Origin of the sequence: Caballeronia sp. LZ033, assembly GCF_031451265.1 — a bacterium.
In the GTDB taxonomy this organism is placed as follows: Bacteria; Pseudomonadota; Gammaproteobacteria; order Burkholderiales; family Burkholderiaceae; genus Caballeronia.
The window spans coordinates 20,764-46,261 of the sequence record NZ_JARUXQ010000007.1 but is presented as its reverse complement, the minus strand read 5'-3'; the positions used below and the strand labels follow the sequence as shown (position 1 = coordinate 46,261).

24 protein-coding genes are annotated in these 25,498 nt (G+C 65.6%); 11 read left to right on the top strand and 13 right to left on the bottom strand.

Annotation, left to right across the window (positions count from 1 at the left end; all coding sequences use genetic code 11):
* Positions 1–16: 16 nt before the first annotated feature.
* The 5 genes from QCE62_RS34125 to QCE62_RS34105 are packed head-to-tail and all read right to left on the bottom strand — an operon-like array spanning position 17 to position 3,932.
* Entirely contained in the window at positions 17–757 is a 741-nt protein-coding gene (locus tag QCE62_RS34125) for an amino acid ABC transporter ATP-binding protein (protein WP_309927713.1), read from the bottom strand.
* Positions 754–1,713, bottom strand: a complete 960-nt coding sequence (locus QCE62_RS34120) for an agmatinase (RefSeq protein WP_309927712.1) — start codon at positions 1,711–1,713, stop codon at positions 754–756. The genes QCE62_RS34125 and QCE62_RS34120 overlap by 4 nt, the downstream gene beginning before the upstream one ends.
* A 30-nt stretch (positions 1,714–1,743) precedes the next feature.
* Positions 1,744–2,406: an amino acid ABC transporter permease gene (locus QCE62_RS34115; protein ID WP_309927711.1), complete on the bottom strand. Its 663-nt coding sequence runs from the start codon at positions 2,404–2,406 to the stop codon at positions 1,744–1,746.
* Positions 2,396–3,076 (bottom strand): amino acid ABC transporter permease, encoded by a 681-nt coding sequence (locus QCE62_RS34110; RefSeq protein WP_309927710.1) that lies wholly within the window; start codon positions 3,074–3,076, stop codon positions 2,396–2,398. Before QCE62_RS34110 ends, QCE62_RS34115 begins: the two co-directional genes overlap by 11 nt.
* A 4-nt stretch (positions 3,077–3,080) precedes the next feature.
* Complete coding sequence (locus QCE62_RS34105; RefSeq protein ID WP_309927708.1) at positions 3,081–3,932, bottom strand: transporter substrate-binding domain-containing protein; 852 nt, start codon at positions 3,930–3,932, stop codon at positions 3,081–3,083.
* A gap of 149 nt (positions 3,933–4,081) precedes the next feature.
* Between QCE62_RS34105 and QCE62_RS34100 the strand changes: the two genes are divergently transcribed.
* Positions 4,082–4,987: a LysR family transcriptional regulator gene (locus tag QCE62_RS34100; protein WP_404987875.1), complete on the top strand. Its 906-nt coding sequence runs from the start codon at positions 4,082–4,084 to the stop codon at positions 4,985–4,987.
* 18 nt (positions 4,988–5,005) lie between these two features.
* Here QCE62_RS34100 and QCE62_RS34095 read toward each other — a convergent pair whose 3' ends face one another.
* The gene (locus tag QCE62_RS34095; RefSeq protein WP_309927702.1) at positions 5,006–5,389 is read right to left on the bottom strand and encodes a hypothetical protein; all 384 of its coding nucleotides are present in this window, start codon (positions 5,387–5,389) and stop codon (positions 5,006–5,008) included.
* Positions 5,390–5,894: 505 nt separating this feature from the next.
* On the opposite strand from QCE62_RS34095, the gene QCE62_RS34090 reads away from it, so the two are divergent.
* The 5 genes from QCE62_RS34090 (at position 5,895) to QCE62_RS34070 (ending at position 12,267) form a co-directional block, all read left to right on the top strand.
* Positions 5,895–7,961, top strand: a complete 2,067-nt coding sequence (locus tag QCE62_RS34090) for an EAL domain-containing protein (RefSeq protein ID WP_309927699.1) — start codon at positions 5,895–5,897, stop codon at positions 7,959–7,961.
* Positions 7,962–8,166: 205 nt separating this feature from the next.
* Complete coding sequence (locus tag QCE62_RS34085) at positions 8,167–9,738, top strand: sensor domain-containing diguanylate cyclase (RefSeq protein WP_309927697.1); 1,572 nt, start codon at positions 8,167–8,169, stop codon at positions 9,736–9,738.
* Positions 9,735–10,016: a DUF3253 domain-containing protein gene (locus QCE62_RS34080; RefSeq protein ID WP_309927695.1), complete on the top strand. Its 282-nt coding sequence runs from the start codon at positions 9,735–9,737 to the stop codon at positions 10,014–10,016. Before QCE62_RS34085 ends, QCE62_RS34080 begins: the two co-directional genes overlap by 4 nt.
* Before the next feature lie 381 nt (positions 10,017–10,397).
* A complete protein-coding gene (locus QCE62_RS34075) occupies positions 10,398–11,009 on the top strand; it encodes a DUF1275 family protein (RefSeq protein ID WP_309927694.1) in 612 nt (203 codons plus the stop codon).
* Between the two features lie 34 nt (positions 11,010–11,043).
* Positions 11,044–12,267: a Gfo/Idh/MocA family oxidoreductase gene (locus tag QCE62_RS34070; RefSeq protein WP_309927691.1), complete on the top strand. Its 1,224-nt coding sequence runs from the start codon at positions 11,044–11,046 to the stop codon at positions 12,265–12,267.
* Between the two features lie 17 nt (positions 12,268–12,284).
* On the opposite strand, the gene QCE62_RS34065 is transcribed toward QCE62_RS34070, so the two are convergent.
* Positions 12,285–13,526 (bottom strand): FAD-binding oxidoreductase, encoded by a 1,242-nt coding sequence (locus QCE62_RS34065; protein ID WP_309927689.1) that lies wholly within the window; start codon positions 13,524–13,526, stop codon positions 12,285–12,287.
* Positions 13,527–13,727: 201 nt separating this feature from the next.
* On the opposite strand from QCE62_RS34065, the gene QCE62_RS34060 reads away from it, so the two are divergent.
* Entirely contained in the window at positions 13,728–15,323 is a 1,596-nt protein-coding gene (locus QCE62_RS34060) for a winged helix-turn-helix domain-containing protein (protein WP_309927687.1), read from the top strand.
* Positions 15,324–15,959, top strand: coding sequence for a hypothetical protein (locus QCE62_RS34055; protein ID WP_309927685.1), 636 nt, complete (start codon positions 15,324–15,326; stop codon positions 15,957–15,959).
* Between the two features lie 27 nt (positions 15,960–15,986).
* Here QCE62_RS34055 and QCE62_RS34050 read toward each other — a convergent pair whose 3' ends face one another.
* Complete coding sequence (locus tag QCE62_RS34050) at positions 15,987–16,883, bottom strand: oxidoreductase (RefSeq protein ID WP_309927681.1); 897 nt, start codon at positions 16,881–16,883, stop codon at positions 15,987–15,989.
* Positions 16,884–17,022: 139 nt separating this feature from the next.
* A complete protein-coding gene (locus tag QCE62_RS34045; RefSeq protein ID WP_309927678.1) occupies positions 17,023–17,436 on the bottom strand; it encodes a thioesterase family protein in 414 nt (137 codons plus the stop codon).
* A 178-nt stretch (positions 17,437–17,614) separates the two neighbouring features.
* Between QCE62_RS34045 and QCE62_RS34040 the strand changes: the two genes are divergently transcribed.
* From QCE62_RS34040 to QCE62_RS34030, 3 genes are read left to right on the top strand one after another with little or no spacing between them, the layout of a single operon-like run.
* Positions 17,615–18,748 (top strand): acyl-CoA dehydrogenase family protein, encoded by a 1,134-nt coding sequence (locus tag QCE62_RS34040; protein ID WP_309927675.1) that lies wholly within the window; start codon positions 17,615–17,617, stop codon positions 18,746–18,748.
* A gap of 1 nt (position 18,749) precedes the next feature.
* Positions 18,750–19,517, top strand: a complete 768-nt coding sequence (locus QCE62_RS34035) for a 3-ketoacyl-ACP reductase (RefSeq protein ID WP_309927673.1) — start codon at positions 18,750–18,752, stop codon at positions 19,515–19,517.
* 9 nt (positions 19,518–19,526) lie between these two features.
* Positions 19,527–20,372: a sugar phosphate isomerase/epimerase family protein gene (locus tag QCE62_RS34030; protein ID WP_309927670.1), complete on the top strand. Its 846-nt coding sequence runs from the start codon at positions 19,527–19,529 to the stop codon at positions 20,370–20,372.
* Positions 20,373–20,387: 15 nt separating this feature from the next.
* Here QCE62_RS34030 and QCE62_RS34025 read toward each other — a convergent pair whose 3' ends face one another.
* From QCE62_RS34025 to QCE62_RS34010, 4 genes are read right to left on the bottom strand one after another with little or no spacing between them, the layout of a single operon-like run.
* Complete coding sequence (locus QCE62_RS34025) at positions 20,388–21,167, bottom strand: enoyl-CoA hydratase/isomerase family protein (RefSeq protein ID WP_309927667.1); 780 nt, start codon at positions 21,165–21,167, stop codon at positions 20,388–20,390.
* On the bottom strand, positions 21,160–22,755 hold the full coding sequence (locus QCE62_RS34020; RefSeq protein ID WP_309927665.1) for an acyl CoA:acetate/3-ketoacid CoA transferase: 1,596 nt from the start codon (positions 22,753–22,755) through the stop codon (positions 21,160–21,162). Before QCE62_RS34020 ends, QCE62_RS34025 begins: the two co-directional genes overlap by 8 nt.
* Positions 22,756–22,777: 22 nt before the next feature.
* On the bottom strand, positions 22,778–23,938 hold the full coding sequence (locus QCE62_RS34015) for an acyl-CoA dehydrogenase (protein WP_309927663.1): 1,161 nt from the start codon (positions 23,936–23,938) through the stop codon (positions 22,778–22,780).
* Between the two features lie 39 nt (positions 23,939–23,977).
* Positions 23,978–25,498: a CoA-transferase gene (locus QCE62_RS34010; protein ID WP_309927660.1), complete on the bottom strand. Its 1,521-nt coding sequence runs from the start codon at positions 25,496–25,498 to the stop codon at positions 23,978–23,980.

Below are 25,498 nucleotides of genomic sequence, written 5' to 3'. Positions count from 1 at the left end.
CGAAAAAAAAGTGGAATCAGTGCTGAAGAATTTTCGAAAGAAAGCGTTTCACCGCGGGACTGGCCGCGTCCTGGAAAAACGCATCGGTGGGGCTGTCCTCGATGATCGCGCCGTCCTCCATGAACACGACGCGATGTGCGACGCGCCGCGCGAAGCCCATCTCGTGCGTCACCACCATCATGGTCATGCCTTCGCGCGCAAGCTCCACCATCACGTCGAGCACCTCGTTCACCATCTCGGGATCAAGCGCGGAAGTCGGTTCGTCGAACAGCATCGCCATGGGGTCCATCGAGAGCGCACGCGCGATGGCGACGCGCTGCTGCTGGCCGCCCGACAACTGCCCCGGATACTTGTGCGCATGCGCCGAGAGCCCGACGCGATCGAGCAGTTCACGCGCCTTTGCACGCGCGCTCGTCTCGTCGCGGCCGAGCACGATGCGCTGCGCAAGCGTCAGGTTGCGCGTCAAGTCGAGATGCGGAAACAGCTCGAAGTGCTGGAACACCATGCCGACGCGGCTGCGCAGCTTCGGCAGGTTGGTCGACTTCGCGGCGAGCGAGGTGCCGTCGACGAGAATGTCGCCTTTCTGGAACGGCTCCAGCGCATTCACGGTCTTGATGAGCGTCGATTTTCCGGAACCCGAAGGCCCGCAGACCACGACGATCTCGCCCTTGTTCACGTGCGTCGAACACTGCTTGAGCACGTGATGCGCACCGTACCATTTGTCGATGCCGCGAATCTCGATGACCGGTGTCGTCATTTGTCGAAATACCCCGCGCGGATCGACGCGCCGATCAGGTTGAGAATCAGGCGGCCCGCCGTGATGCAGGAGATCAGGTTCTTGTCGTCCTTCTCCGGCTGGATCTCGACGATGTCCATGCCCACCACGCGACCCTTCTTCACCAGACCGTGAATCAGCTTGCGCGCCTGCACGAAGGTCACGCCGCCCGGCGCCGGTCCCGCCACCGCCGGCATCACCGAGGGATCGAGACCATCGGCGTCGATGGTCAGGTAGTAGTTGCCGCCGTCGGGAATGCGGGCGAGCACCGCCTCCATGCCGATGTCATGCAGTTCGTAAGCCGTCACAAGGTCCGAGCCGTACGCGCGCGCCGCGACCAGTTCCTCGGGGCGTCCGCTGCCTTGCGCGCGCAGACCGATCTGGATGATGCGGTCGACGTGCGCCATTTCGGAGGCGCGGCGAATCGGGCTGGAGAGGCCTTCGCGCACGCCGTTGACATCGTCGCGCCAGTCGAGGTGGGCATCGATATGCACCAGCGTGATCGGGCCTTTCTGGTCGAGGCCGCGCAGCACCGGCGTGGTGATGCCGTGATCGCCGCCGAGCACGATGGGCATCGCGCCGCCCGCCGCGATGCGGCGCACCGCTGCTTCGGCACGCGCATAGTGTTCGCCAGGCTTCATCAGGTCGGGGATGATGTCGCCGCAATCGACGAAGCGCACATCAGTACGGCCTTGCAGCAGCGGACCGTCGATATCGAAGTCGTAGTGATAGGGCTTGCGCACGACGCGGTCCGTTGCCTGGCGGATCGCCGAGGGCGCGTTGGTCTGGTCGTTGCTGAAGTCCGATGCGTCATAGGGCGCGCCATACGGCATGCCGAGCACGGCGATGTCGGCCTTGAGGTTGTCGATGTCGAGATCGAGTTCCGAGTACAGCAGCGTGGGATGGCCGACGCGCGGCGCGACAGTGTATTGGGTCATGGGGTGTCTCCAGAGTGAGGGGAAGGCGCGTCAGACATGACGCGTGCGGCGGCCGATCACGGTCTCCAGGCGCCGGCCGGCGCCCGCCAGCAGAACGCTGCAGATCCAGTACATCAAGGCCGTCGTGCCGAGCACTTCGACATAGGCGAACGTGTTCGCGGTGAGCAGGTTGCTCTGGTACGTCATCTCCGGCAGGCTCATCACGGAGAAGATGGCGGAGTCCTTGAACATCATGATGACGAGGCTCGTGGTGGGCGGCGTGATGAAGCCGAACAGCTGCGGCGCGATGATGTGCCGCTGCGCCTGCCAGAACGTCATGCCGAGCGACAGCGACGCGAAGGTCTGGCCGCGCGGCACGGAACGCAACGCGGCGCGCAGGATCTCGCAGAAGTAGCCGCCCGTGTAGAACACCGTGCAGCCGATCGCCACCGTCATCGCCGAGGCGGGCACGCCCAGTTTCGGCAGGCCGAAGAACGCCAGGTACACGAGGATCAGGTACGGAATGTTGCGCACCAGCTCGACATAGGCGAGCGCCACGGGCCGCAGCACGGTGCGCGACTGCGCCGCATAGGCCGCCACGATGCCAAGCACGATACCCAGCGGAATGCCGGTCACGCTGACCAGCGCGGTGATGCGCAATCCTTGGAGCAGCGGGGGAATCGCTTCACGGACGATCGAGAAATCAATGGCCATGGGGAAGCATCCTCGCGACGCGGCGTTCGCACAGTCGCGAAGCAGCGGAAATCAGGAACAGGATCACGAAATAAACGGCGGCCGTGATTGCGAAAACCTGCAGCGGCAAGTCGGTCTGCAACGTCGCGTTGCGTGCGACGGTCGCGAGCTCGGGCACGGCGATGATCGACATCAGCGAGGACGCCTTGAGCAGGATCGTGAACTCGCTGGTGAGCGGCGGAATCGATCGATAGATCACTTGCGGCAGCAGCACATGACGCCAGACCTGCGCGGTGCGCATGCCCACCGCATAGCCTGCGGCGCGCTGACCCCAGGAGATCGTGCCGAGCGCGCCGCGCAGGATTTCGACGATATACGCGCTGGTGTTGCAGGCGAGCGCGGCAATCCCCGCCGTGACCGGCGAGATCGAGATGTCGAGCAGCGCGGGCACCATGTAGTACGCGATCAGCATGTGGATCAGCGCGGGCGTGCCGCGAATCAGGCTGACCCACAGCACGACCAGCGAGCGCAGCGGCGCGAACGGCGAAATGCGCGCGAGCAGCAGCACGATGCCGAGTGCGAGCCCGATCACGAAGGCGCATGCCGACGCGCTCAGCGTGAGCGCCGTCCCTGACACGACGCCGTCGAGGAAGGGCGCGATCACGCCGCCCGGGTCGATCCAGTCGAACATGGCGTCAGATCGCCCCGGCCGGCAGATAGTCGCTGCGTGGCGTGTCCATCGCGGCGCCAAACCATTTGGTCTGGAGCGCGGCGAGCTTGCCGTCGTTCCGGAAAGATTCGAGCGAATCGTTGATGAATTTGCGGATCTCGAGATCGTTCGGATTCGCCACCCACGCGAGCAGCTTCGGCTGGCCGATGGTGCCGGCGATGCGGAACGCGTTCGGCTGGCGCTTCATCTGCACGGCGGCGATGTTCGACGGCATCAGCGCGACATCGACGGTCTTGTTCGCCAGCGCGTTCGATACATCCGGATAGGCCTGGAACAGCTTGGTGTCCGCATAGCCCTTGCCAGTCTTGTCCTTCAGTTCCTTCTCGAACTCGGTGGCCACCGGCTGCGACGACGAACCCATCTGCGTGCCGATGATCTTGCCGCCGATGTCGAGGTCGCGGTTGATGCTCTTGTCGTCCGCGCGCACCATCAGCACCGAACGCACGACGCCGACCGGCTCGCTGAACGCGAAACGCTTCGCGCGCTCCGGCGTGATGCCGACGCTGGTCGCCACGAAGTCGAACTTGTGCGACATCAGGCCCGGCAGCAGACCCTGAAACGGCAGGTTCATTTGTTCGAGCTTGACGCCGAGTTTCGCCGCCATCAGTTCCAGCACGTCATGCCCATAGCCGACGATCTGGCCGTTCTCGACGAATTCGAACGGCTCGTACGCCGCCTCGGTACCCACCACGAGCTTGCCGCGCTTCTTGATATCGGCGAGCGTGCCGCCTTCGGCGTGCGCGATGGTCGGCAGCGCCAGCGCGGCGCCCGACGCAAGCGTCGCTTTCACAAAAGATCGTCTGGACCAGGTTTTCATTGCTTTCTCCGCTTGAGGGGACGGCTTGAGGGACGCTCGGGGACGAGGCAGCCGAAATGTATGTCGCCATAAAGTGAGTGAAAAATGATTTTTTTATCGGTATGGTTCCGAAAAACGTAACCTTTTTCGAAGCTCTTTTCTTCGCTGCCATGTCCGAACGACCCCCCGTCAAACATTCCGTCGTGAAGCGCCCCGACTTCAGCGAGCGTGACCTCCGGTCGCTGCGCATCTTCTGCTCGGTCGCGCAGGCGAATGGTTTTGCCGCCGCCGAGAAGCAGCTCAACATGTCGAAGGCGTCGATCAGCCGGCATATCCGCGAGGTCGAGGAAACACTCGGGGCGCGGCTGTGCGAACGCGGGCCGTCAGGTTTCGTGCTGACGCACGCGGGCAAGGTGGCGCTCGAACTCGCGCGCGATGCGCTGATGTCGCTCGCGCGCATCCGTCCGGAAATCGATGCGGTGCGCGGCGTGTTGTCCGGAACGCTCGCCATCGGCATGGTCGAGCACATCGTCAGCGACGAAGGCTGTCATCTGCCGGAAGCACTGGCCTCGCTCAAGGAACTGGCGCCGGACGTGAGCGTGGAACTGCGCGTGATGACCTTCAATGAGCTCGATCTCGCGTTGCGCGAGCGTCGCGTGCAGGTGGCGATTCGCGGAATGTACCGGCGCGAGGCCGGCTTTCACTACTTGCCGCTCTTCATCGAGCGCCAGCAGCTTTATGTGGCGCGCCGCAGTCTCCGTGATGCCGCGGCGCTGCCGCTGGTGTATCGGTCGCAACCCTTCGTGCACGAGATGCTCAATACGCTCGGCATGGCGCGCGGGCCGTCGGCTTCGGGTCTGGAGGCGGTCGCGATGCTCGTGCTGTCAGGCCACTATGTCGGCTTGCTGCCGCAGTTCTATGCGGCTTCGTTTGCGAAGCGGCAGGCGCTCGTCAAGGTGCCGGGCGTGCCCGTGTACGAAAACACCATCAGCGCCATCACCGAGATCTCGCGGCCCCGCACGCGCGCGCTCGATCTGTTCCTGGACCTTCTGCAACAGCTCCATGGCAGTGCGTGAAAGGAGGATGGCGCGTCTTCACACGACGCGGTTCATGCGATCGACGACGAGTTCACCGCAGGCGGCGATCGCCCCAGCCACGACAGGAACGAGATGATCGGGCACGCGCCACTCGGCGGCGGTCGTATCGGAGAGCAATTGCTCGGAGAACAGGTGGAAGACTTCGGAGCAGGCTACCTCGGGTCGCGGGTCGCGGCTGCCGTGTTCCCGGTAGAGACAGGCAAAGTGCAATACACACCGGCTGAGCGAAGCACTGGTCAATTGCGCCCATGAAGAATCCTCCCGGCCCGCCAGACTCATCTGCATCTCGCGCACGGTAGCCCACAGCACGCCGGCCAGACGCTCGGGAATCCCGAGATAGCTGTAACCCACGCTTCCGCTTTCCATGATTTCGTTCTCCATCCATACGTCGTGACTGGCGCGACCAATGTGCAATCGTCATGCCGAGTAATACACCGGTAAGGCGGAATGTCTTTTTGAACCACTCGTCCTTTCCGTTGCGCACGCTATGCAGCGGCCACAAAGCCTGATCCCACTTCCTTTCGCAAGTTCCATCGATAACATCCTGGGTCGTTAATGCAATACGTACGCACGGGACGAATGGACGTAACACTGTGTGCATGTAACGTAACGGACCGCGTGACACCCGCTGCGTATGGGTTACGCGCATACGTTTCTGGTAAGACAATTGGCATGGAACCTGCATGAAGCTTTATTCGGAAACGGACGGTCAGACCGTTTCATCAAGGGCTTTTTGAGTGCACGAAAATGCTGTGACAGTTGCGCACGTTCGGTTCAGAATGTCGCGTGCATCGGTTTCGGAAGCAGATACGCACGAGGTTGAAGCTGTTCATTCTTGGAACACCAGCAACACACAAGCGTTGCTAAAAAAAGCAATCCGGAATACATGCTCGCCACTTCCTATAATCCGCTCCTCGTCGTCTGTTCGCTGTTCGTAGCGATCCTGGCTTCCTATACCGCGCTCGACATGGCCGGCCGTGTGGCATCGGCCAAAGGGCTGGCCGGCCTCTTCTGGCTCGTCGGCGGCGGTTGTGCAATGGGGCTCGGCATCTGGTCGATGCACTTCGTCGGCATGCTCGCCTTCGATCTGCCCATCCCCGTCGGCTATGACCCGGCCATCACCTTCCTGTCGCTGCTGATCGCCATCGCGGCATCCACCTTTGCGTTATGGCTCGTCAGCCAGTACGCGCTGCCGTGGCGCCGGCTGATGCTCGGCTCACTGCTCATGGGGCCCGCCATCGCCGGCATGCACTACACGGGCATGGCCGCGATGCAGATGAACCCGGTCATCGACTACGACTGGAGCCTGGTGGCGCTGTCCATTGTCATCGCCGTTGCGGCGTCGGGCGCGGCCTTGTGGACGGCCTTCCATATCCGCGGCAGGGCGGCCGGGGTGTTCCTGTTTCGCGGCGGCGCATCGCTGCTGATGGGGTCGGCCATCGTCGGCATGCATTACACCGGCATGGCGGCCGCGCATTTTCCGCTGGGCAGCATATGCGAGGCGGCGCGTCACGGGACGAACACGTCATGGCTGGCAGCGATCGTCATCGTCGTGACCGTGGCGGTGCTGAGCATCGCGCTGATCGTATCGGTGCTGGAGCTCAGGCTCGAACTGCGTACCGCCGCGCTGTCCCGGTCGCTCGCGGAAGCCAACAAGGAGCTGATTCATCTCGCCCTGCATGACAGCCTGACCCGGCTGCCCAACCGCGTCCTGCTCGATGACCGCCTGAACCAGCTCATCCAGCAGGGGCGGCACTTCACGCTGATGTTCCTCGACCTCGATGGCTTCAAGGCCGTCAACGACGCATTCGGGCACCAGGTGGGAGACCGCTTGCTGATCGACGTCTCGCGACGCATTGGCGCCAGCATGCGCGAGAACGACACCTTCGCCCGTGTGGGCGGCGACGAGTTCGTCCTGCTGTGCGACGTCACCCGACCTGCGGACGTCGCGAACATCGCGGCCACGCTGATCCGCATCGTTGAAGAACCGTACTCGGCGGGCGAGCATGAAATCCAGGTGTCGACGAGTATCGGCATTGCCTGTCATCCCGAGCATGGCCGGACCCAGAGCGAGCTGCTGTCGAGCGCCGATACGGCGATGTACCGCGCCAAGGCCATGGGCCGCAACAACTACTGCTTCTTCGAGCCGTCCATGCACGCCGACGCCTACGAGCACATGCAGTTGGCGCGTGAGCTGCGCATGGCGCTGTCGGGCGGCGAACTGATCCTGCACTATCAGCCTAAATTCGAAGCGCGGAGCGGTCCCGTGGTGGGGGCGGAAGCGCTGCTGCGCTGGAAGCATCCGTCGCGGGGCCTGATGGCGCCGGACGAGTTTCTCCCGATTGCCGAGAAGAGCGGGCTGATGGTGCCCATCGGCGAATGGGCTCTCAACGAGGCCTGCCGTCAGATGCGCATCTGGGTCGAGGCGGGGCACACGGACTGGAGCGTCGCCGTGAATCTGTCGGCCACGCAGTTCGTCCACACGAGTCTCGTGCAGGTCGTGCGCCAGGCGCTCGTTCAGCATCGGCTCGAACCGCGTCACCTGATTCTGGAGATCACCGAATCCACCGCGATGCACGACGTCGAAGTCAGCCTGAGCGTGCTGAAACAGTTGCGCGAGACAGGCGTGCGGATTGCTATCGATGATTTCGGAACGGGTTATTCCAGTCTTCTTTATCTGAAGCGGCTGCCTGCCCATGAACTGAAAATCGACCGGGGCTTCATTCGCGATCTGAGGCGCGATACCGAGGACGCGGCCATCGTGGCGGCGATCGTCGCGCTGGGGCGGACTCTCAATCTGCGAGTCGTTGCGGAGGGCGTCGAAACGGAGGAGCAGCAGGCCTTCCTGAGCCAGCTGGGCTGCGATATGTTGCAGGGCTTTCTGCTGGGACGGCCCATGGCGCCGGAACAGTTCGTGAAGGCTGTCGAAGCCGGCCGGGTCGTGTCCGATTAGCCTCTGTTCGGCTTCCAAGGCAGCCGCTGTCCACCGGAATGGCGTCCGGCACGTTAGGATGCGGGACTGCTCCGGAAAAAACCGGAACGCTGGTCAAAAATTATTCAAAACGAGAGAGGGCGCGCGGTTTCTGACAGAACCGCGTTCGCGAAGGAGAGCACGGTTGAAGCAGTCATCAACCCTCGGAAAGGAATCACGCTGGACGATGTCCTGGGTCGACAGGCACGCGATCCTTATCGCGCTGAGCACGACCTTCGTCTGCCTCGCGGTTCTGATCACGACGGCCGTGGTCCTGGTCTCCGGCAGGCAAGAGGCATTGGACAAGGCGCGCGACACCTCCGAGAACGTGGCCGCCGCCCTTGCGCGCGACATGAGCCGCAACCTGCAGGTCTACGACCTTTCCTTGCAGGCCGTGGTGGACGGGGTGTCGAATCCGGAAATTCTCGCGTTGCCGCCGGAGTTGCGCAGGCAGATGCTGTTCGACCGCGCGACCATGGCGCCCCACGTGATGGGCATCTACGCCGTGGATGAGGAGGGCCGGATCGTGCAGGGGCGCGCACGGCTCTTTCCAACGCTGAACCTCGCCGATCGCGATTACTTCCTCGTGCACAAGAACCGCGACGACGTGGGCCTGTTCATCTCGAAGCCTTATGAATCCCGGCTGAGGAACGGCAGTCCTTCCATCGCGCTCAGTCGCCGCATTTCGAAGGCGGACGGCAGCTTTGGCGGCGTCGCGCTGATCGCGCTCGACCTCGACTATTTCCAGCAGCTGGTCGACGGCGTCAAGCTGGGCACACACGGCGCCGCCACCATCATGCAGACCGACGGTTTCATCCTCGCGCGCTATCCGCAGGTGAGCCGCAGCAAAATGATTTCCGTTGCCTCACCCGCGTTCCTGTCCATGCTCGGACCGAAGGGCGGTTCATTCGTCGCGAAGTCGCCGGTGGATGGTGTCGAGCGTCTGTCCACGTTCGCGAACGTGGAGGACAGCAATCTTGTCGCCATGGTCGCGCCGGCCATGGATGAAATCACCGAAGAGTGGAGGCATCGTTCGCTCATCATCGGCGCGTTGAGTGTCGTGGTGTCGTGCGCGTTCACGATCGTCGTGTGGCTGCTCGTGTTCGCGGTGCGCCAGCGCGATGCGGCGCAGGCGCGGCTGATTGCAATTGCGGACACGGACGGGCTGACGGGCGTCGCCAACCGTCGCGGCCTGGACGCGACGCTGCCGGCGATGTGGGCGCGGGCCGTGCGGCATCGGCTGCCGATGGCGATCATGTTCGTCGATGCCGATCACTTCAAGGCCTATAACGACACGCATGGCCACGTGGCGGGCGACCGGGCGTTGCGCTTCGTCGCGCATTGCCTGACGCGGCGGGCGCGCCGGCAGAACGACATCGTCGCGCGCTATGGCGGCGAGGAGTTCATCGTCGTGCTGGCCGACTGCACGCCGCGCCGCGCCGAGGATGTCGCCGACGCCATCCTGACCGATGTCGCCGCCTGCGCGGAAGAAAGCGGGATGGCGCAGCCCACGCCGCTGGCGCCGGTGACGGTGAGCATCGGCGTGGCGCTCTGCCAGCCGGACGACGGCACGACTCTCGAAACAGCGATGCGTCGCGCCGATGAAGCCCTGTATGACGCAAAGCGTGACGGTCGCAATCGCGTATCGATCGTCACGGTGGAAGCGAATCCGGTCCGCAAGACGAAGCTTGCGCGTGACACGCTGCACGCCGATGCGGCGCGTCGATCCCGCAGCCTCGCGGACGAGACCGTCAAATGACACGCGTATCCGCTCCGGACATCGAACGATGCGTGCTCGATCTGCTGCGCAGCCGCGCCGAGACGGCGTCCATTTGTCCGTCGGACGTTGCGCGCGCGCTCACCCACGATGAAGACGGCTGGCGCGACCTGATGCCCGCGGTGCGGGACGTGGCTGCGCGGATGGCGCATCGGCAGCGACTGAAGATCACGCAGGGAGAAACGACGCTCGACCCGGACGACATCGGCCATGGCCCGATCCGGTTGCGTCGCGGGCCAGGCTTTCCGGCGAGCGGTTGACGCCGGGTTCAGATGCCGACACCGTATGCCGGCACATCGATCACGACATCAGATAGGTCATTCGCGACATCGCGCTGGCCGGGGAGCGCGCGCTTCGGCCAGCCTGAAGCTGCCCGGATTCATCCCGTAAGCGTTCGGCGATGACCACGCGCTGACAGCACTGCCGCACCAGTTGCTCCCGTGACAGACGTCCGCGCTGCCATCACCCGCTCCGGCGCTTTCACCGCGCGCAGGCTCATGACAAGTCTCTGAAAGCGAGATCGTCCTGACGCCCGGCCTCATCCCACAGGCACCGAATTTGCGGACCGTGGAAGCTTCCGGACCACGCCCTCCCCACACAACACGAACATGCCTTCGTCCGTCACGTCCTGGCTGAGAGACATGGCCGATACCGCAGTGCCTGTGCTTGCGCTCGTGGCCATCGCGGGCGGTACCGACGCGCTCATCATGCTTCACAGCAAGGACCTGCTGGCTGTCTACATGACCGGCAATTCGACCAAGCTCGGCCAGTCATTGATCGCCGGCGCATGGAGCAAGGCGCTGCCGCTCGTGAGCGTGATCGCCAGCTTCTTCGTCGCGGCGACGCTTGCCGCATGGCTCGCGGCACGCCTGCCGAGCTGGCGTGCCCCGGTCTGCCTGACATCCACCGCGTTGCTGCTGGCCTGCGCCGTGCCGTTAGCAGGCACCGCGTATCCGGTGACCGCCACCTGTCTGATCGCGGCGGGCATCGGCGCAATCAACCAGACCCGCGCCGATGAGCCAGGCATTTCGTTCATCACAGGCAACTTCATCCGCATCGCGCGGCATCTGGGAGAAGGGAAGTTCAGCGCGGCGGCAGCCGGCGTCGGGCGATGGATGGCGTTCGTCGCCGGCGCGGCGCTCAGTACGTTGCTCGACTTTTTATATGGCACGGGTGCGCTCGCGATTCTGGCGGCGACGGCCTTCGCGGGTGCATGCGTTGCGCTGCTTGCACGCAATGCGCCGCAAGCATGATCCGAATGAACCACTCAACGCAGGAGGATGCATCATGTCCACACACGACAAGGCCAAATTCACCGTAAGCGGTCCCGGCACGCCCGATGGTCCGTCGCTCCCCGCGCCCGGGCAGTCGCAGACGCCCGCCGCCATCGATCTCGGCACGGTCGAGGACGGCAAGGTTCGCTTCGGGAACTGGAAGGGCGACGCCGACAAACCTTCGCCACCTCCGCCCGCACCATCGGCGCCGGATCAGCGCGTGGGATTTGCGGTGATCGGGCTGGGCCGTCTGGCGCTGGAGCAGATCCTTCCCGCCTTCAACGCCTGCAAGGACGCGCGCGTCACGGCGCTCGTCTCGGGCAGCCCCGACAAGGCGCGGGCGGTGGCGAAGCAATACGGCATCGACGAGCAGTCGGTGTATTCATACGCCGAGATGTCACGCCTCGCGGACAATGCCGACGTTCAGGCCGTGTACGTCGTCACGCCGAATGGCCTGCACCTGGAGCACGTGAGCGCCGCGGCGCAGGCAGGCAAACACGTGCTGTGCGAGAAGCCCATGGCGAACACCGCCGACGAGGCGCGGCAGATGATCGACGCCTGCGCGAAGGCGGGCGTGAAGCTGATGATCGCTTACCGCTGTCAGTTCGAGGTCTTCAACAGCGAGGCCACGCGCCGGGTGCAGTCGGGCGCACTCGGCAGGGCGCGCGTGATCGAGGCGACCAATGCGCAGGTGCAGGGCTCGGGCGAGCAATGGCGGCTGCGGGCGGCGCTCGCGGGAGGCGGTGCATTGCCGGACATCGGGCTGTATTGCCTGAACGGGGTGCGCCATGTGCTCGGCGAAGAGCCCGTGGAGGTGTATGCGCAGATCGTCAATCCGGCGGCGGACGAGCGTTATCGCGAAGTGGAAGAGACGATTGCGTTCATGCTGCGCTTCCCCTCCGGCGCCATTGCCAACTGCGCGGCGAGCTATGGCGCGCATGAGTCGAAGGACATGCGCATCCGTCTCGAGAAAGGCTGGATCGACGTGGAGAACGCCTTCGCCTACAAGGGGCAGCGCATGCGGATCGCGCATCGCGAAGGCGATATCGAACAAGTCGATGAGCCGCGGCTCGAATTCAAGGATCAGTTCATGCTCGAGATCGATCACTTCGCGCGATGCGTGCGCGACGGAAGCGAGCCGGACACGCCCGGTGAAGAAGGTCTGCGCGATCAGGTGCTGATGGAAGCGTTATATCGCTCCGCGCGCGAAGGCAGGCCGGTGCGTCTCGACGAGTGAGACGCCTGCCGGTCCGTTCAACCTCTCGCGAACCGCTCGGCCCGGAACGGAAACGGGTCGGCCACCGGCGCGGCGCCCGTCATCATCTCTGCAATCAGCCGCCCGGTCACGGGGCCGAGCGTCAGTCCGTGATGCGCATGACCGAAAGCGAACCACAGGCCGTCATGACGCGGCGCCCGGCCGATGACCGGCATCATGTCCGGCGTGCAGGGACGCCGGCCGAGCCACGGCGTGTCATCGAGACGCGCGCCGAGCGGAAAGGTCGCGCGCGCGACGGGTTCGAGCGCGTCGAGCTGCGCCGGCGTGGCGGGCGCGTCGCAGTAGGCCAGTTCCGCGCCCGTCGTCAGGCGGATGCCGCGCGCCATCGGCGTGATCAGATAGCCTCGCTCCGCGTCGAGCACCGGCTGATGCAATTGCGCGCCATCGGCCGCCGCGTAGTGCATGTGATAGCCGCGCTTCACGACGAGCGGCAGCGCGTAGCCCAGACGTGACGTGAGCCGCTCCGACCATGGACCGAGCGCGATCACGGCCGCACGCGCCTCGATGCGTCCCGTGGCCGTCTCGACCTGCCATTGCGGCGCGAGCGTCGCCGCATCGCCGACGAAAACACGGCCTCCCAGCTGCTCGAAATAACGCGCGTAAGCCGTTACGAGCGCGTTGGGATCGCTGACGGACACGGCGTCGGTATAGCGCAGCGCGCCGCTCAGCGCGCGACTCAGCGAGGGTTCTTCACGTTGCAGCTGCGCGGCATCGAGCACCTGGTAGGCGACGCCGTATTCTTCATGCCAGCGCTGCGCCGTGCGCCGTTCCGCATCCTGTGCAGCCGCGCTGCGAAAGACCTTGAGCCAGCCGCCCGGGCGCAGCAGCCCCTGCGCGCCCGCTGCTTCGGCAAGCTCGCGATGTTCGCTGACGCAGTGCTCGATCAGCGTGGCATAGGACCGTGCGATGGCCGCATGCCGGTCCGCGCGCGAATGGTGCCAGTAGCGCAGCAGGAAGGGCACGAAGGCGGGCAACGCGCGCGGGTGATAGCGGACCTCGGCCGAACGGTTGCCGGCATAGCGCAACAGCGTGGCGGCGTCGCGGGGCAGCGCATACGGATACACGCCTTCGCGCTGGATCAGCCCCGCATTGCCCAGCGAGGTCTCGTTGCCCGGCGCCTTGCGGTCGACCAACGCGACCGCGAGTCCGCGGCGTTGCAGATGCACGGCAACCGATACGCCCACCATGCCGGCGCCGAGTACGAGGGTATCGAACTTCATTGCAAAGACTCCGTGCAAGCCTGGCGCATGACATGTCCCTGAAGGTGTGAGCGGATTGTCTCAGGTCATGCCGGTTTCGTGTGACGCGACCGCGAGGCGGGACAGCTTCCATTGAGCAGGGGTGATACGGGCTAGACTGATGCGGCGCTGTTTCCTTTCATTTTCCTGTGACGGCCCCGAGGCCGTTCCGACAGCCCGATCATGCCCAGCACCCCGTTCGAAAGCGGCCCTGCCGACGACGCGACAGAAGTGGTCTATCTGTTCGGATCGTTCAGGCTCGTTCCGTCGCAACAGATGCTGCTCGATGGCGATGCGCGCGTGCTCATCGGCGGACGTGCCTTCGACCTGTTGACCGCTTTGGTGGAACGTCGCGGCGAGCTGGTCACCAAGCAGGAACTCATGGCGCGCGCCTGGCCGCGCGCCGTGGTCGAAGACAGCAATCTCAAGGTCCATATCGCCGCGCTGCGCAAGGCGCTGGGGAAAGCGGCCAACGACCAGCGCTTCGTCGCGACCGTGGTGGGGCGCGGCTATCAGTTCGTGGCGCCCGTCAAGCGCGAGGCGGTCTCATCCGGCGCGGATCTGCCGCAAGCCCCGCACGCGGCGTCGCACAACCTGCCTGCGGCGCTGGTGCGTCCGGTCGGCCGCGCGGAGACCATCCGCACCTTGCGGGACCGGCTGACGCGCACGCGCATCCTGACGGTGGCCGGTCACGGCGGCATCGGCAAGACCACGGTTGCGCTGGCGCTCGCGCACCAGAGAGAGCAGGCGGGGCAGCACGATGTCTGGTTCGTCAATCTGTCGCGGCTGTCCGATGCGCGTTTCGTTCCTCACGCCGTCGCGCACGCGATGGGTCTCGCCGTGCATTCGGACGACATCCTGCAGGCGCTGACGAACACCGTCCGCTTGCAGCGCCGGCCGCAACTCGTGGTGCTGGACAACTGCGAGCACGTGATCGAGGCGGCCGCGGTCGTCGCGGAGAAGCTGATCGCGGCGGCGCCGTCCCTGACGGTGCTGGCGACGAGCCGCGAGCCGTTGCAGGCGCTCGGAGAACATGTGTACCGGCTGGAGCCGCTCGCAAGTCCGCCCGACTCTGCCACCCTGACGATGGCCGAAGCGCTGCGTTATCCGGCGGTGGAACTCTTCGTGACGCGCGCCGAGGCCGCGCGCGGCGGCTTCATGCCGACCGACGAGGAAGCGCCGCTGCTCGCCCGCATCTGCCGCAGGCTCGACGGCATTGCTCTCGCGATTGAACTGGCTGCCACGCGTCTGGATGCGTTCGGCGTCCGCGAACTCTTCGAGCTGCTCGACGACCGCTTCGCGACGCTCGCCCAAGGCCGCCGCACCGCCCCGGAGCGCCAGAAGACGCTGCTCGCGGCACTCGACTGGAGCCATCAGCTGCTTCCCGAAAACCGAACGTGTCGTGCTGCGGCGGCTGGGCGTCTTTCCGGCGGCGTTCGCGCTGGAATCAGCGGCGGCCGTGGCAAGCGACGCACGCCTGACGCCCGCCGGCGTGATCGGAGACGCGATATCGGAGGGCAGCGGCTCACGGCCTTTGCCTGGCATCACATGGGCAGGCAGGCTGAAGCGCGGCGCTTGCTTGCCGGCGTGCTCGAAGCCTTCGAAGCCCAATGTCGACAGTCGCGACTGTCGGATAACCACGTGAACGGACGCGAGGGCACGCGTTCGCTGATGGCCAGTGTCCTGTGGTTCCAGGGCTGCGCGGAACGCGCGCTGGAGGAGGCATACCGGGCGCGCAGGGATGCCGAGGCAAGCGGCCATACGCTGACCATCGGCTAGGTGCTGGTGTTCGCGTTCATTCCGCTGACCTTCTACGCGGGCGATCTCGACGCCGCCGAAGAAGCACTCGACATCCTGCAGGATTGTGTGGCGAAGAACGGCCTCGCGCTCTTCGATGCCATGGCGCGCGGCCTTCACGGCGCCTTGCTGATCGAGCGGAACGAGCGTCAGGGCCTGACGATTCTCAGCGACGCGCTGGCGCAGCTCGAACGCGAGCATCTCGGCATGCGCCAGACGCTGTTTGCCGGGCTCTACGTGCATGGTCTGTCGCGCTTCGGGCGGCATGCGGAGGCGCAGGCGGTCATCGACGACGCGCTCGCGCGTGCGAAGCAGCACGACGAACTGTGGAATCTGCCGGAACTGTTGCGTATCGCGGGCGAGATTCGCGCGGCGTCCGGTAGTGGCGATGCGGAGGGCTTGTTCAAGCAGGCGCTCGAGGTCGCGCGTCAGCAGGGCGCGTTGTTCCTCGAACTGCGTGCGGCGAAGAGTCTGGCGCGTTACAAGCACGCGCAAGGTGAAAGCCGTCATGCGCGCGCACTGCTGTCCGAGGTATGCGAGCGGTTTCCGCCAGGCTGCGCGATCGTCGATGTCAGGGAAGCGCGGGCGTTGCTCGACAGCTGGCGCGCGGCGGAGTGACACGCTGCTGTTGAACGTGCATCGCGCTCAACCCGGCCCGTCACTGGCCGCAGCCAGCAGCGGCACCACGAAATCGCTGATCGGTGTTGCAATGCCGTGCGCGCGGCCACGGCGCTGCACCACGCCGTTGCGGCAATCCCATTCGAGCGGGCGGCCCGCTTGCCGGTCGGCGAGGATCGAGGTGCCCAGGTCGGCTGGCGAGCGGCGAAAGCCATCGACGATTTCCTGCGCCACTTCATCGCCCAGCGTCGCACCTTCGGCCCGTGCTACTGCAAGACATTCCTTTGCGTAGGCAAGCGCCAATCCGGCGATGTCGTCACGGGCAAACATGCCGGCGCGGCGGCCGCTCAGCACCATCAGGCCCGCCACCGCGTTCAGCAACAGCTTGCGCCAGGCGACTGAGGCGAAGTCTTCCGCGATGTCGGCGCGGCAGCGCGTACCGTGCATCGCTTCCATCACGAGGCGGCTTTCAGGCAGGTCCGGCAAGGTGAGACGCGCTTCGCGGCGCAGCCACACCGAGGCGTCCGGTTCGCGTTGCGCGGGAAACCAGACGACGGAAGGCAGCACCGGATTGCCCGACAGATACGGCGCGAAGAGCTGCTTCTGTTCGACGCCGTTCTGCAGCACGCAGACCACGGTCCTGTCATTGCACAGGACGGAGAGCCAGGGCGCTGCGGCATCGATCTGCGTCGACTTGACGGCGACGAATACCAGGTCGTAAGTGTCCGTGATCTCTTCCGGACGGGTCCGCACCGGTCCCGGCACGATGATGCGTTCGCCTTCGAAGCGCATCTCCAGTTGCGGAAGCGCGGTGCGGCCGCACAGGGTGGGCGTGCGGCCGGTCTCATGCAACGCGGCGGCGACGGTGGTGCCGATTGCCCCCGGGCCGATCAGGGCGATTTTCATGGTGTCACGCTGGGTCATCGTGTGCTGGCGTCCCTTGTCTGTTTGCCGGGCAGGGGCCCGGGCGTCAGCACGCGAGGGTAGCGCAAGTTGCCTCAGGCTGCTGCGGAACGCATGGACTGCATGCTTGCTGTAAGCGGAGGGTGCCGCACGCAATCGCTCACTCACACGCCGCCCGAATGAACTCCGGTATCGCGACTGCCTTGAGCGTGCCATCCGCCAGCTTGACGCACAACGCGCGCGTCGCGCGAAACTCGCAGATCAGCGTATCGCCGCGCATGATGCGATGTGCCTGAATGAAGACCTTGTTGCGCCATTCCTCGGTGGACGTACGAATCTCGAGCGTTTCGCCATACGTGGCCGACGCATGAAAGCGGCTGTGGATTTCCAGCAGCGGCGCGCCCACGCAACCGGGCAATGCGTCCAGATTCCGCCACGGCGGCAGACCGCATTGCATGAAGTAATCGTGCGATGCGGCATCCATCCAGCGCGAGAAGTTCGGGAAGAACACGATCCCCGCGGGATCGCAATCGCCGAACTGCACCTCGACACGAAAAATCGTTTCCTTGAGCACGCGTCCGACCTCGGATTGAGTTGAGCCAGCCGTATGGTAGTGCGCCAGATCGGCCAGCGTCCAGTGAACCAGCGAGTGAATTCCTCAACTTGCTAGATCGATCTACTTGGCATAGAGTAACGCTCACGGATCAGCCGATCACAGCACCCGAATGCAAGACCACAACCGAGGAGACGAGGTGATTCTGTCCACCGAGCATCAGCAGGTCGCCGACATGGCCCGGCGCTTCGCCAACGAAGTCATCCGTCCACAAGCTGAGCGGCTGGACCGCGAAGAAAGCTTTCCGGCGGAGATCTACCGGCAGATGGGCGAGACCGGCCTGTTCGGCATCACCGTGCCGGATTCGCTGGGCGGCGCGGGGCTGGATTGCCTCGCGTATGCCATCGTGATGGAGGAGTTGAGTCGCGGTTATGCCTCGGTCGCGGATCAGTGCGGTCTGGTCGAATTGCTCAGCACGCTGTTGAGCCGGCATGGCACGCCGGCACAGATCGACCGCTGGCTCGGACCGCTGGTGCGTGCCGAGACAAAGGGCGCGTATTGCATCACCGAGGCCGGCGCGGGCAGCGATGTCTCCGGCGTGAAGACCACGGCCGTGCGCGACGGCGAAGGCTGGCTGCTCAGCGGCTCCAAGTTGTGGATTCACAACGCGCCCGTCGCCGATGTAGCGCTCGTGCTGGCTCGCACGGACCCCGCTGCGGGCAAGCGCGGCATGAGCATTTTCATCGTCGATTGCGCAGCGCGCGGCGTGTCGCGCGGACCGAAGGAGCACAAGCTGGGACAGCGCGCGTCGCAGGTCGGCGAACTGCATTTCGATGAAGTCAGGCTGCCCGCCGATGCACTGCTCGGCACCGAAGGCCGCGGCTTCCACATGATGATGAGCGTGCTCGAGAAAGGGCGCGTGGGGATCGGGGCGCTGGCCGTGGGCATCATCCAGGCCGCGCTGGAGGCGGGTGTCGAACAGGCGAAGATGCGCAAGCAGTTCGGCCAGGCCATCGCCGAGTTCCAGGCTGTCCAGTTCATGCTGGCCGACATGGCCAAGGACTGCGAGGCGGCGCGCCTGCTGGTGCGCGCGGCCGCGAGCAGGATGGACGTGGGCCTCGAAGCGACCGCCGCAGCCTCGATGGCCAAGTGCTTCGCCGGCGACGCAGCGGTACAGCACACCAGCAACGCCATTCAGATCTTTGGCGGCAGCGGCACCATTCGCGGCTACGAAGTGGAACGCCTGTACCGCGACGCCAAGATCACGCAGATCTACGAAGGCACGAACCAGATTCAGCGCATCATCATTGCGCGTCAATTAATGAAGGCATGATATGAGTAAAAGCGCAGTCGTCACGGGCGCGTCGCGCGGCATCGGACGGGCCGTCGCACTGGCGCTGGCCGCTGAAGGGTTCGATATCGCCGCCATCGCGCTCGGCGACGCGGAGCGTCTTCAGTCGCTCGTCACCGAAGTCGAGGCGCTCGGGCGTGCCTGCCTGCCGCTGGATCTCGACATCGGCGACATCGACGCTCACGCGGCCGCGCTCGATGCCATCACGGCGCGCTTCGGCGGCATCGACTGCCTGGTGAATAACGCGGGCGTCTCGGTGCTCAACCGTGGCGATTTGCTCGACGTGAACCCGCAAAGCTACGACCGCTGCTTCGATATCAACACGCGCGGCACGTTCTTCCTGTCGCAGGCCGTGGCGCGGCAGATGACTCAACAGACGCCGGCCGGCGAGGGGGCGCGCAGCATCGTGTTCGTGACGTCGTCGAACGCGGTGGTCGCTTCGGTCGAGCGGGGCGAATACTGCATGTCGAAGAGCGCGCTGTCGATGGCGGCGCGCCTGTTCGCGCTGCGGCTGGCGTCGCATGGCATCGGCGTATTCGAGGTGCAGCCCGGTCTGATCCTGACCGAGATGACCGCGCCGTCGAAGGCGAAATACGATGCGCTGATCGCCGAGGGCATGACCGCGACGCCGCGCTGGGGCCAGCCTGAAGACGTGGCGCGCGTGATCCGCACGATGGCGGCCGGACTGCTGCCCTATACCGTCGCGCAGGAAGTGCGCGTGGACGGCGGCCTGATGATCCAGCGCTTCTGAGGTCATGCCATGCGCGAACTGAACGGACGCGGCGATCTCTGCTGCATCAATACCGCGACGCTGGGCCATCGCGAGGCAATCGACGTGACGGCGGCACGCATCGCGGAACAGGGCTTCGGCTGGATCACGCCGTGGCGTCACGAAGTTGACGAGATGCGCCCGCAAGCAGCCGCCAGCGCAATCCGGGCGGCCGGGTTGAAGGTCAATGCCTATTGCCGCACCGCATACTTTGCCGCGCCTGATGAAGCGGGCCGTCGCGCGGCGCTCGATTCGAACCGCCGCGCGCTGGAAACCGCGGCAGTGCTCGGCGCGCCGCTGCTGGTCGCGGTGGTGGGCGGGTTGCCGTCCGGTTCGCGCGATATCGACGATGCCCGCAAACAGATTCTCGACGGCCTCGCCGCCTTGCAGCCGACGATCGACGAGACGGGCGTGCGCATTGCGCTCGAACCGCTGCATCCGGTCTATGCCGCCGACCGCAGCCTGCTCAACACGCTCGATCAGGCGCTCGACTGGTGCGACCGTCTGGACCCGTCGCGCACGGGCAGCTTCGGTGTGGCCGTCGATGCCTACCATGTGTGGTGGGATCCGGCGCTGATGCCGGCGATCGCCCGCGCGGGGCAGCGCATTCTCGCGCTGCATGTATGCGACTGGCTTCTCGAAACCCGTGACCCGTTGCAGGACCGGGGCATGATGGGCGACGGCGTGATCGATCTGAAGCGCCTGCGTGCGGCCGTCGAAGGTGCGGGCTATGACGGTCCGGTGGAAGTGGAGATCTTCTCGCGACTGGACTGGTGGACGCGTCCCGCCGACGAAACGCTGCGCGTGTGCCGCGAGCGCTTGTTCGAGTGCTGCTGAAGCGCTCGATCCGCGTCAACGTCCTTCATAAAGCGGCGGACGCTTTTCCCTGAAACTGCGAATGCCTTCCGCCGCGTCCTGCGTGCTCGCGGCGAGTGCGCCTGCCATCGCTTCGAGCGTCGCGGCGGATTCCTCGCCGCTGGCGGCGTTCATCAATTGCTTCGTCAGCTGCAACGCCACCGGCGCACGCGCGGCCATCTCGCGGGCCAATTCTTGCGCGCGCACCGTCAGTTGCTCGCGCGGCACGACTTCATGAACCAGCCCGCAGGCGTGGGCATCGGCGGCGCTCAGGCGTGTGCCGCTCAATGCCAGATACTTTGCGTGGCTGGCGCCGATGAGCCGCACCAGCCGCTGCGTGCCCGACCATCCGGGACAGGTCGCGATGGATGCTTCCGGCAGCGCAAAGCGGGCTTCCGTGGCCGCGATGCGCACGTCCGCCGTGATCGCCAGTTCGAGTCCGCCGCCGAACGCATGGCCGTTGACCGCCGCGATCACCGGCTGACGCAGTCGCGCCCATTGATCGAAGACCTGATGTCCCCGGCGCACCCAGCGCCGCCACATGTCGAGCGGTTCGAGCGCGGCCCATTCGTTGATGTCCGCCCCGACGCAGAACGCCGTGGCGCCGCTGCCCGTGAGGATGACGATGCGCGTCGCCGTGTCGGCTTCGAGTTCGCGCGCGATCTGTTCCAACCGTTCCAGCATCGCGGGCGTCAGCGCGTTGAGCTTGTCCGGCCGCTCCAGCGTGACGGTGGCGACGTGAGCCTCGCGGGCGACGGAAACAAAATGGTCAGTCATGGCGGGTCTCGCGAGGTTTCAGGCGCAGTCCGAAGGGCGCGTCGGTGAACAGGGCGGGGTTCATCGGGCGCAGGTCGGGCGACACCTTGAGTGCGACTTCGGCCTGCTCCAGGATGTCGCGTTGCAGGTCCACGCCGGGCGCGATCTCGGTCACGGTGAGGCCGTCTGCGAGCAGATCGATGACGCAGCGCTCGGTAACATAAGTCACGCGTTGCCCGCGCTCGCGGCCGACGCGCCCGCTGAAGGTGATCTGCTCGGCGGCCTGCACGAATTTGCGGGTGCGGCCTTCCTTCAGGATCGCGAGCTTGCCGTCGCCCACTTGCAGTTGCGCGCCTGCGGTGAAGAAGCCGGAGAACACGATGCGCCGCGCGTGGGCCGTGATATCGACGAAGCCGCCGCAGCCCGCGGTCAGATACGGTTTCGATGCGAGCCGCGAGACGTTCACGCTGCCGTCGCTGTCCACTTGGAGGAAAGACAGCAGCGCGATATCGAAGCCGCCGCCCTGAAAGTACGTGAACTGATTCGGTGAAGGCACGATGGCATCCGCATTCGATGCACAGCCGAACGCGAAGCCAAGCAGCGGCATGCCGCCGACGGCGCCTTGCTCGATGGCCCATGTCACCGCGCCATGCAGGCCTTCTTCGAGCAGGATGCGCGGCACGTTGGCCGAGATGCCGAAGCCCAGGTTGGCGGCATGGCCGTGCGCGAGTTCCATCGCCGCACGTCGGGCGATGACCTTCTCCGGCCCCCACGGCGTAGGCTCGAAAGCACTCGATGGCAACGCGATCTCGCCGCTGATGGCGGGGTCGTAGGGTGTCTGGGTGGTCTGCCACTGATCCGGATCCACGACGATGTAATCGACCAGATTGCAGGGCACGCGCACATCGTGTGGACGCAGCGTGCCGGACTTCACCACGCGCTTGACCTGCGCGATCACGATGCCGCCATGATTGCGCGCGGCCAATGCCTGATCGATCCCGCCGAGCAACGCGCCTTCGTGCTCATAGCTCAGGTTGCCTGCTTCGTCGGCGGTGGTTGCGCGGATGATCGCCACGCGCGGCACGAACGCCGGAAAATAGAGCCAGTCCTCGCCGTCGAAGGACACGCGCCGCACGATCGGCCGCGCGGACGCAGCGGCGTTCATCGCGCAGCCTTGCAGATCGGGATCGACGAAGGTGCCCATGCCGACTTTCGTCAGCACGCCGGGACGTCGCGCGGCGGCGTCCCGGTGCATGTCGAACAGGATGCCGCTCGGAACGTTGTAGGCCTCGATCCGGTTCTCGACGATCATGCGCCAGATGTCGGGCATCGGCAGCGAGGAAGGCCCGCTCGGATAGGATCCGGCCAGCGTGCGCGCGAGCAGCCCGGGCCGCGCGAGATGATCGATGCCCTTCACGCCGTACATGTCGCCGGCGGCGATCGGGTTCAGCGTCGTGAGATTGCGCGGCTGGCCCTCGCGCTCGAAGCGCGCGCCGATGGCGGCCAGCACCTTGTCCGGGCAGCCGAGCGCGCTCGACGAACTGATGCTGACAACATCGTCCGTGCGGATCAGCCGGGCTGCGGCGTCGGCGGTGATGAGTTTGTTCATGTCGTGAGGAAGAGGGCTGGGCTCAGCGGTGCAGGTCGAACAGCGCTGCGCCGCGCTTCAGCGCATTGCGCGCGATGATGCCGCGATGAATCTCCGAGGTGCCGTCGAAGATGCGGTAGACGCGTGCATCGCGGTAATACCGTTCGATGGCCAGTTCCTTGCAGAACCCCATGCCGCCGAACACCTGCACCGCGCGGTCCACCACGCGGCCGAGCGTTTCTGACGACTGCACCTTGACCATCGAGATCCAGTCGCGCGCGTCCAGCCCTGCGTCCATCATGCTGGCCGCGTTGAGCAGCATCAGCCGCGCCGCGTTGATCTCCATCACGCTGTCGGCGATGAGCTGCTGGATCATCTGGAAGTCGCCGATGCGTTCGCCGAACTGGCGCCGCTCGGCCGCATAGCCGATCATCATTTCCAGCACATGCGCCGCCTTGCCGATGCCGCGCGCGCCCACCAGCGCCAGGCGCACACGGCCGAGCATCCGCATGGCGAGCCGGAAGCCTTCACCCTCGCGGCCGAGCAGTGCGAGCGGTTCCAGTGGGACATCGTCGAAGAAGAGTTCGTGATGGGGCGTGCCGCGCAGGCCCATCATCGGCTGATCGCGGCCCACGGTGAAGCCGGGCAATGCCTTGTCCACCACGAACAGCGAGATCTCCTGTTCGCCGGTGCGGGCCGAGACGAGGAAGAAGTCGCTCCATTGCGCGTCGCTGATGAAGTGCTTGCTGCCGTTCAATACCCAGCCGGACGCAGTCTTGCGGGCCGTGGTCTTGATGGCTTGAGCGTCCGAGCCCGCGCCGGTTTCGGTGATCGCGAGACCGCACGTGCGCTCGCCTCGAATCGCGGGCGCGAGCCAGCGCTCGATCTGCTCGCCTTCGCAGGCCAGCAGCGCGTCGTAGACGTTGCCGAAGGCGCGTCGCACGAGGATGTCCGAGCTGTGGCCGAACTGTTCCTCGCACAGCATGGCATCGACTGTACTCAATCCGCCGCCGCCCAGTTCAGCGGGCATGTTGACCGCGTACAGGCCGAGCGCCTGGGCGCGCTTTTGCAAATCGCGCGCACGCTCAGGCGACAACACGCCTTCGTCCTCCACCTGTTGTTCAAGCGGCTGCAACTCGGTCCGCACGAAGCGGCGCGCCGTTTCTATCAGCATCATCTGCGTGTCGCTCAGCGTGAAGTCCATCGGCTTTTGTGCTCCCCTATGCCTGTATTAAACCGCTGCCTACGCCGTGGCCACGCGCTCGCGCAGCGACGGATGCAGCGCCACCTCGAAGGGCATGCGTTCGAGCACATCGCGCACGAGATCCACGCCGGGCGCGACCTCGATCAGCTGCAAGCCCTGCGCCGTCAGTTCGAAGACGGCGCGCTCGGTCACGTAGATCACCTGCTGGCCGTCGGCGCGGGCGCGCTTGCCGCTGAAGGTGATATGACGCACCTGCTCGACCAGCTTGGGCACCGCGCCATGGCGGCGGATCTGCACCTTGCCGTCTTCGTGCTCGACTTCCAGTCCCTTGGCTTCGAACGCGCCGCAGAAGACCACCTTGCGCGTGCGCTGCGTGATGTCGACAAATCCGCCCGGCCCGACGATGTTCTCGCCCAGCCACGAGACGTTGACGTTGCCTTGCGCGTCCAGCTCGCCCATGCCGAGAAACGCGATGTCGATGCCGCCGCCGCTGAAGAAGTCGAACTGGTCGTTGGATTTGAGGATCGCGCTCGGATGGCGCGTTGCGCCGAACAGGTCGCCGCCCAGCAGTTCGCCGTTGTGCGAGCCCTGTTCGATCACGGTCCAGCTGATCTCGCGGCCTTCCGCATGCGCGACGGCGGGAATGCCGTCGGGCAGGCCGTAGCCGAAGTTGACGCAGGCGCCGGGCGCCAGTTCCTGCGCGGCGCGTTTCGCGATCAGATAGCGGAGACCTTCGGGCAACGGCGGCGGCGTGCGCGTGCCGGGTGCGGCCAGTTCGCCGCTGATGGTGGCATCGTAGGCCGCGCCGGTGGTCTGCTTCTGCTCCGCGTGTACGCAAATCTGATCGACCAGCACGCCCGGCACCGTGACCGCGCGCGCGGGCGCGATCGGCGTGGCGGACACGTCGCGCACCTGGGCGAACACGCGGCCCCCGCTGTTGTGCGCGGCGAGCGCGGCGGCGAAGGCGTCGATGTCGGCGGGTTCCTCGCGTGAGGTGAGATTGCCTTGCCCGTCCGCCGTGGTGCCGCGCACGATGGCGAAGTCGATCCGCAAGGGCTTGTACCAGAGCAGTTCCTTGCCGCCGAGCGTGACCACTTCGACCAGATCCTCGCGGGCGCGGGCGTTGACCCGGCCGCCGCCGTGACGGGGATCGGCGAAGGTGTCGAGGCCGATATGCGTGACGAGTCCATGACGGCCCGCACCGGCTTCGCGGATCAGCGTCTGGATCACGCCGGCGGGCAGCGTATAGGCTTCGATGCGTTCCTCGCGCGCGAGCGTCTGCATGCGCTTCGACCAGGTCCAGTGACCTCCGATCACGCGTCTCACCATGCCTTCGTGCGCAAAGCGGCTGATGCCGCTCTCCCGGCCGTCGCCGATGCCCAGGCCATGGATCAGCGTGAGATCGCAGGGATGACCGGTCGCGAGAAAGCGCCGCTCGATGGCCGCCGCGACGTGATCCGGCTCCACCAGCCCGCCGCCAGAACCGCTCAGCACGACCGTCGCGCCGTCGAAGACCGCTGCCGCCATCGTGTCGGCGTCAACCAGATTGGCTTGCTTCAT

Bases quoted from the DNA above. Each gene is read 5' to 3' on its own strand.
- QCE62_RS34110 (WP_309927710.1), bottom strand. From the start codon at position 3,076: ATGTTCGACTGGATCGACCCGGGCGGCGTGATCGCGCCCTTCCTCGAC.
- QCE62_RS34080 (WP_309927695.1), top strand. From the start codon at position 9,735: ATGACACGCGTATCCGCTCCGGACATCGAACGATGCGTGCTCGATCTG.
- QCE62_RS34065 (WP_309927689.1), bottom strand. From the start codon at position 13,526: ATGAAGTTCGATACCCTCGTACTCGGCGCCGGCATGGTGGGCGTATCG.
- QCE62_RS34125 (WP_309927713.1), bottom strand. From the start codon at position 757: ATGACGACACCGGTCATCGAGATTCGCGGCATCGACAAATGGTACGGT.
- QCE62_RS34020 (WP_309927665.1), bottom strand. From the start codon at position 22,755: ATGAACAAACTCATCACCGCCGACGCCGCAGCCCGGCTGATCCGCACG.
- QCE62_RS34075 (WP_309927694.1), top strand. From the start codon at position 10,398: ATGGCCGATACCGCAGTGCCTGTGCTTGCGCTCGTGGCCATCGCGGGC.
- QCE62_RS34095 (WP_309927702.1), bottom strand. From the start codon at position 5,389: ATGGAGAACGAAATCATGGAAAGCGGAAGCGTGGGTTACAGCTATCTC.
- QCE62_RS34105 (WP_309927708.1), bottom strand. From the start codon at position 3,932: ATGAAAACCTGGTCCAGACGATCTTTTGTGAAAGCGACGCTTGCGTCG.
- QCE62_RS34100 (WP_404987875.1), top strand. From the start codon at position 4,082: ATGTCCGAACGACCCCCCGTCAAACATTCCGTCGTGAAGCGCCCCGAC.
- QCE62_RS34070 (WP_309927691.1), top strand. From the start codon at position 11,044: ATGTCCACACACGACAAGGCCAAATTCACCGTAAGCGGTCCCGGCACG.
- QCE62_RS34085 (WP_309927697.1), top strand. From the start codon at position 8,167: ATGTCCTGGGTCGACAGGCACGCGATCCTTATCGCGCTGAGCACGACC.
- QCE62_RS34030 (WP_309927670.1), top strand. From the start codon at position 19,527: ATGCGCGAACTGAACGGACGCGGCGATCTCTGCTGCATCAATACCGCG.
- QCE62_RS34010 (WP_309927660.1), bottom strand. From the start codon at position 25,498: ATGAAGCAAGCCAATCTGGTTGACGCCGACACGATGGCGGCAGCGGTC.
- QCE62_RS34115 (WP_309927711.1), bottom strand. From the start codon at position 2,406: ATGGCCATTGATTTCTCGATCGTCCGTGAAGCGATTCCCCCGCTGCTC.
- QCE62_RS34060 (WP_309927687.1), top strand. From the start codon at position 13,728: ATGCCCAGCACCCCGTTCGAAAGCGGCCCTGCCGACGACGCGACAGAA.
- QCE62_RS34015 (WP_309927663.1), bottom strand. From the start codon at position 23,938: ATGGACTTCACGCTGAGCGACACGCAGATGATGCTGATAGAAACGGCG.
- QCE62_RS34120 (WP_309927712.1), bottom strand. From the start codon at position 1,713: ATGACCCAATACACTGTCGCGCCGCGCGTCGGCCATCCCACGCTGCTG.
- QCE62_RS34050 (WP_309927681.1), bottom strand. From the start codon at position 16,883: ATGACCCAGCGTGACACCATGAAAATCGCCCTGATCGGCCCGGGGGCA.
- QCE62_RS34025 (WP_309927667.1), bottom strand. From the start codon at position 21,167: ATGACTGACCATTTTGTTTCCGTCGCCCGCGAGGCTCACGTCGCCACC.
- QCE62_RS34090 (WP_309927699.1), top strand. From the start codon at position 5,895: ATGCTCGCCACTTCCTATAATCCGCTCCTCGTCGTCTGTTCGCTGTTC.
- QCE62_RS34035 (WP_309927673.1), top strand. From the start codon at position 18,750: ATGAGTAAAAGCGCAGTCGTCACGGGCGCGTCGCGCGGCATCGGACGG.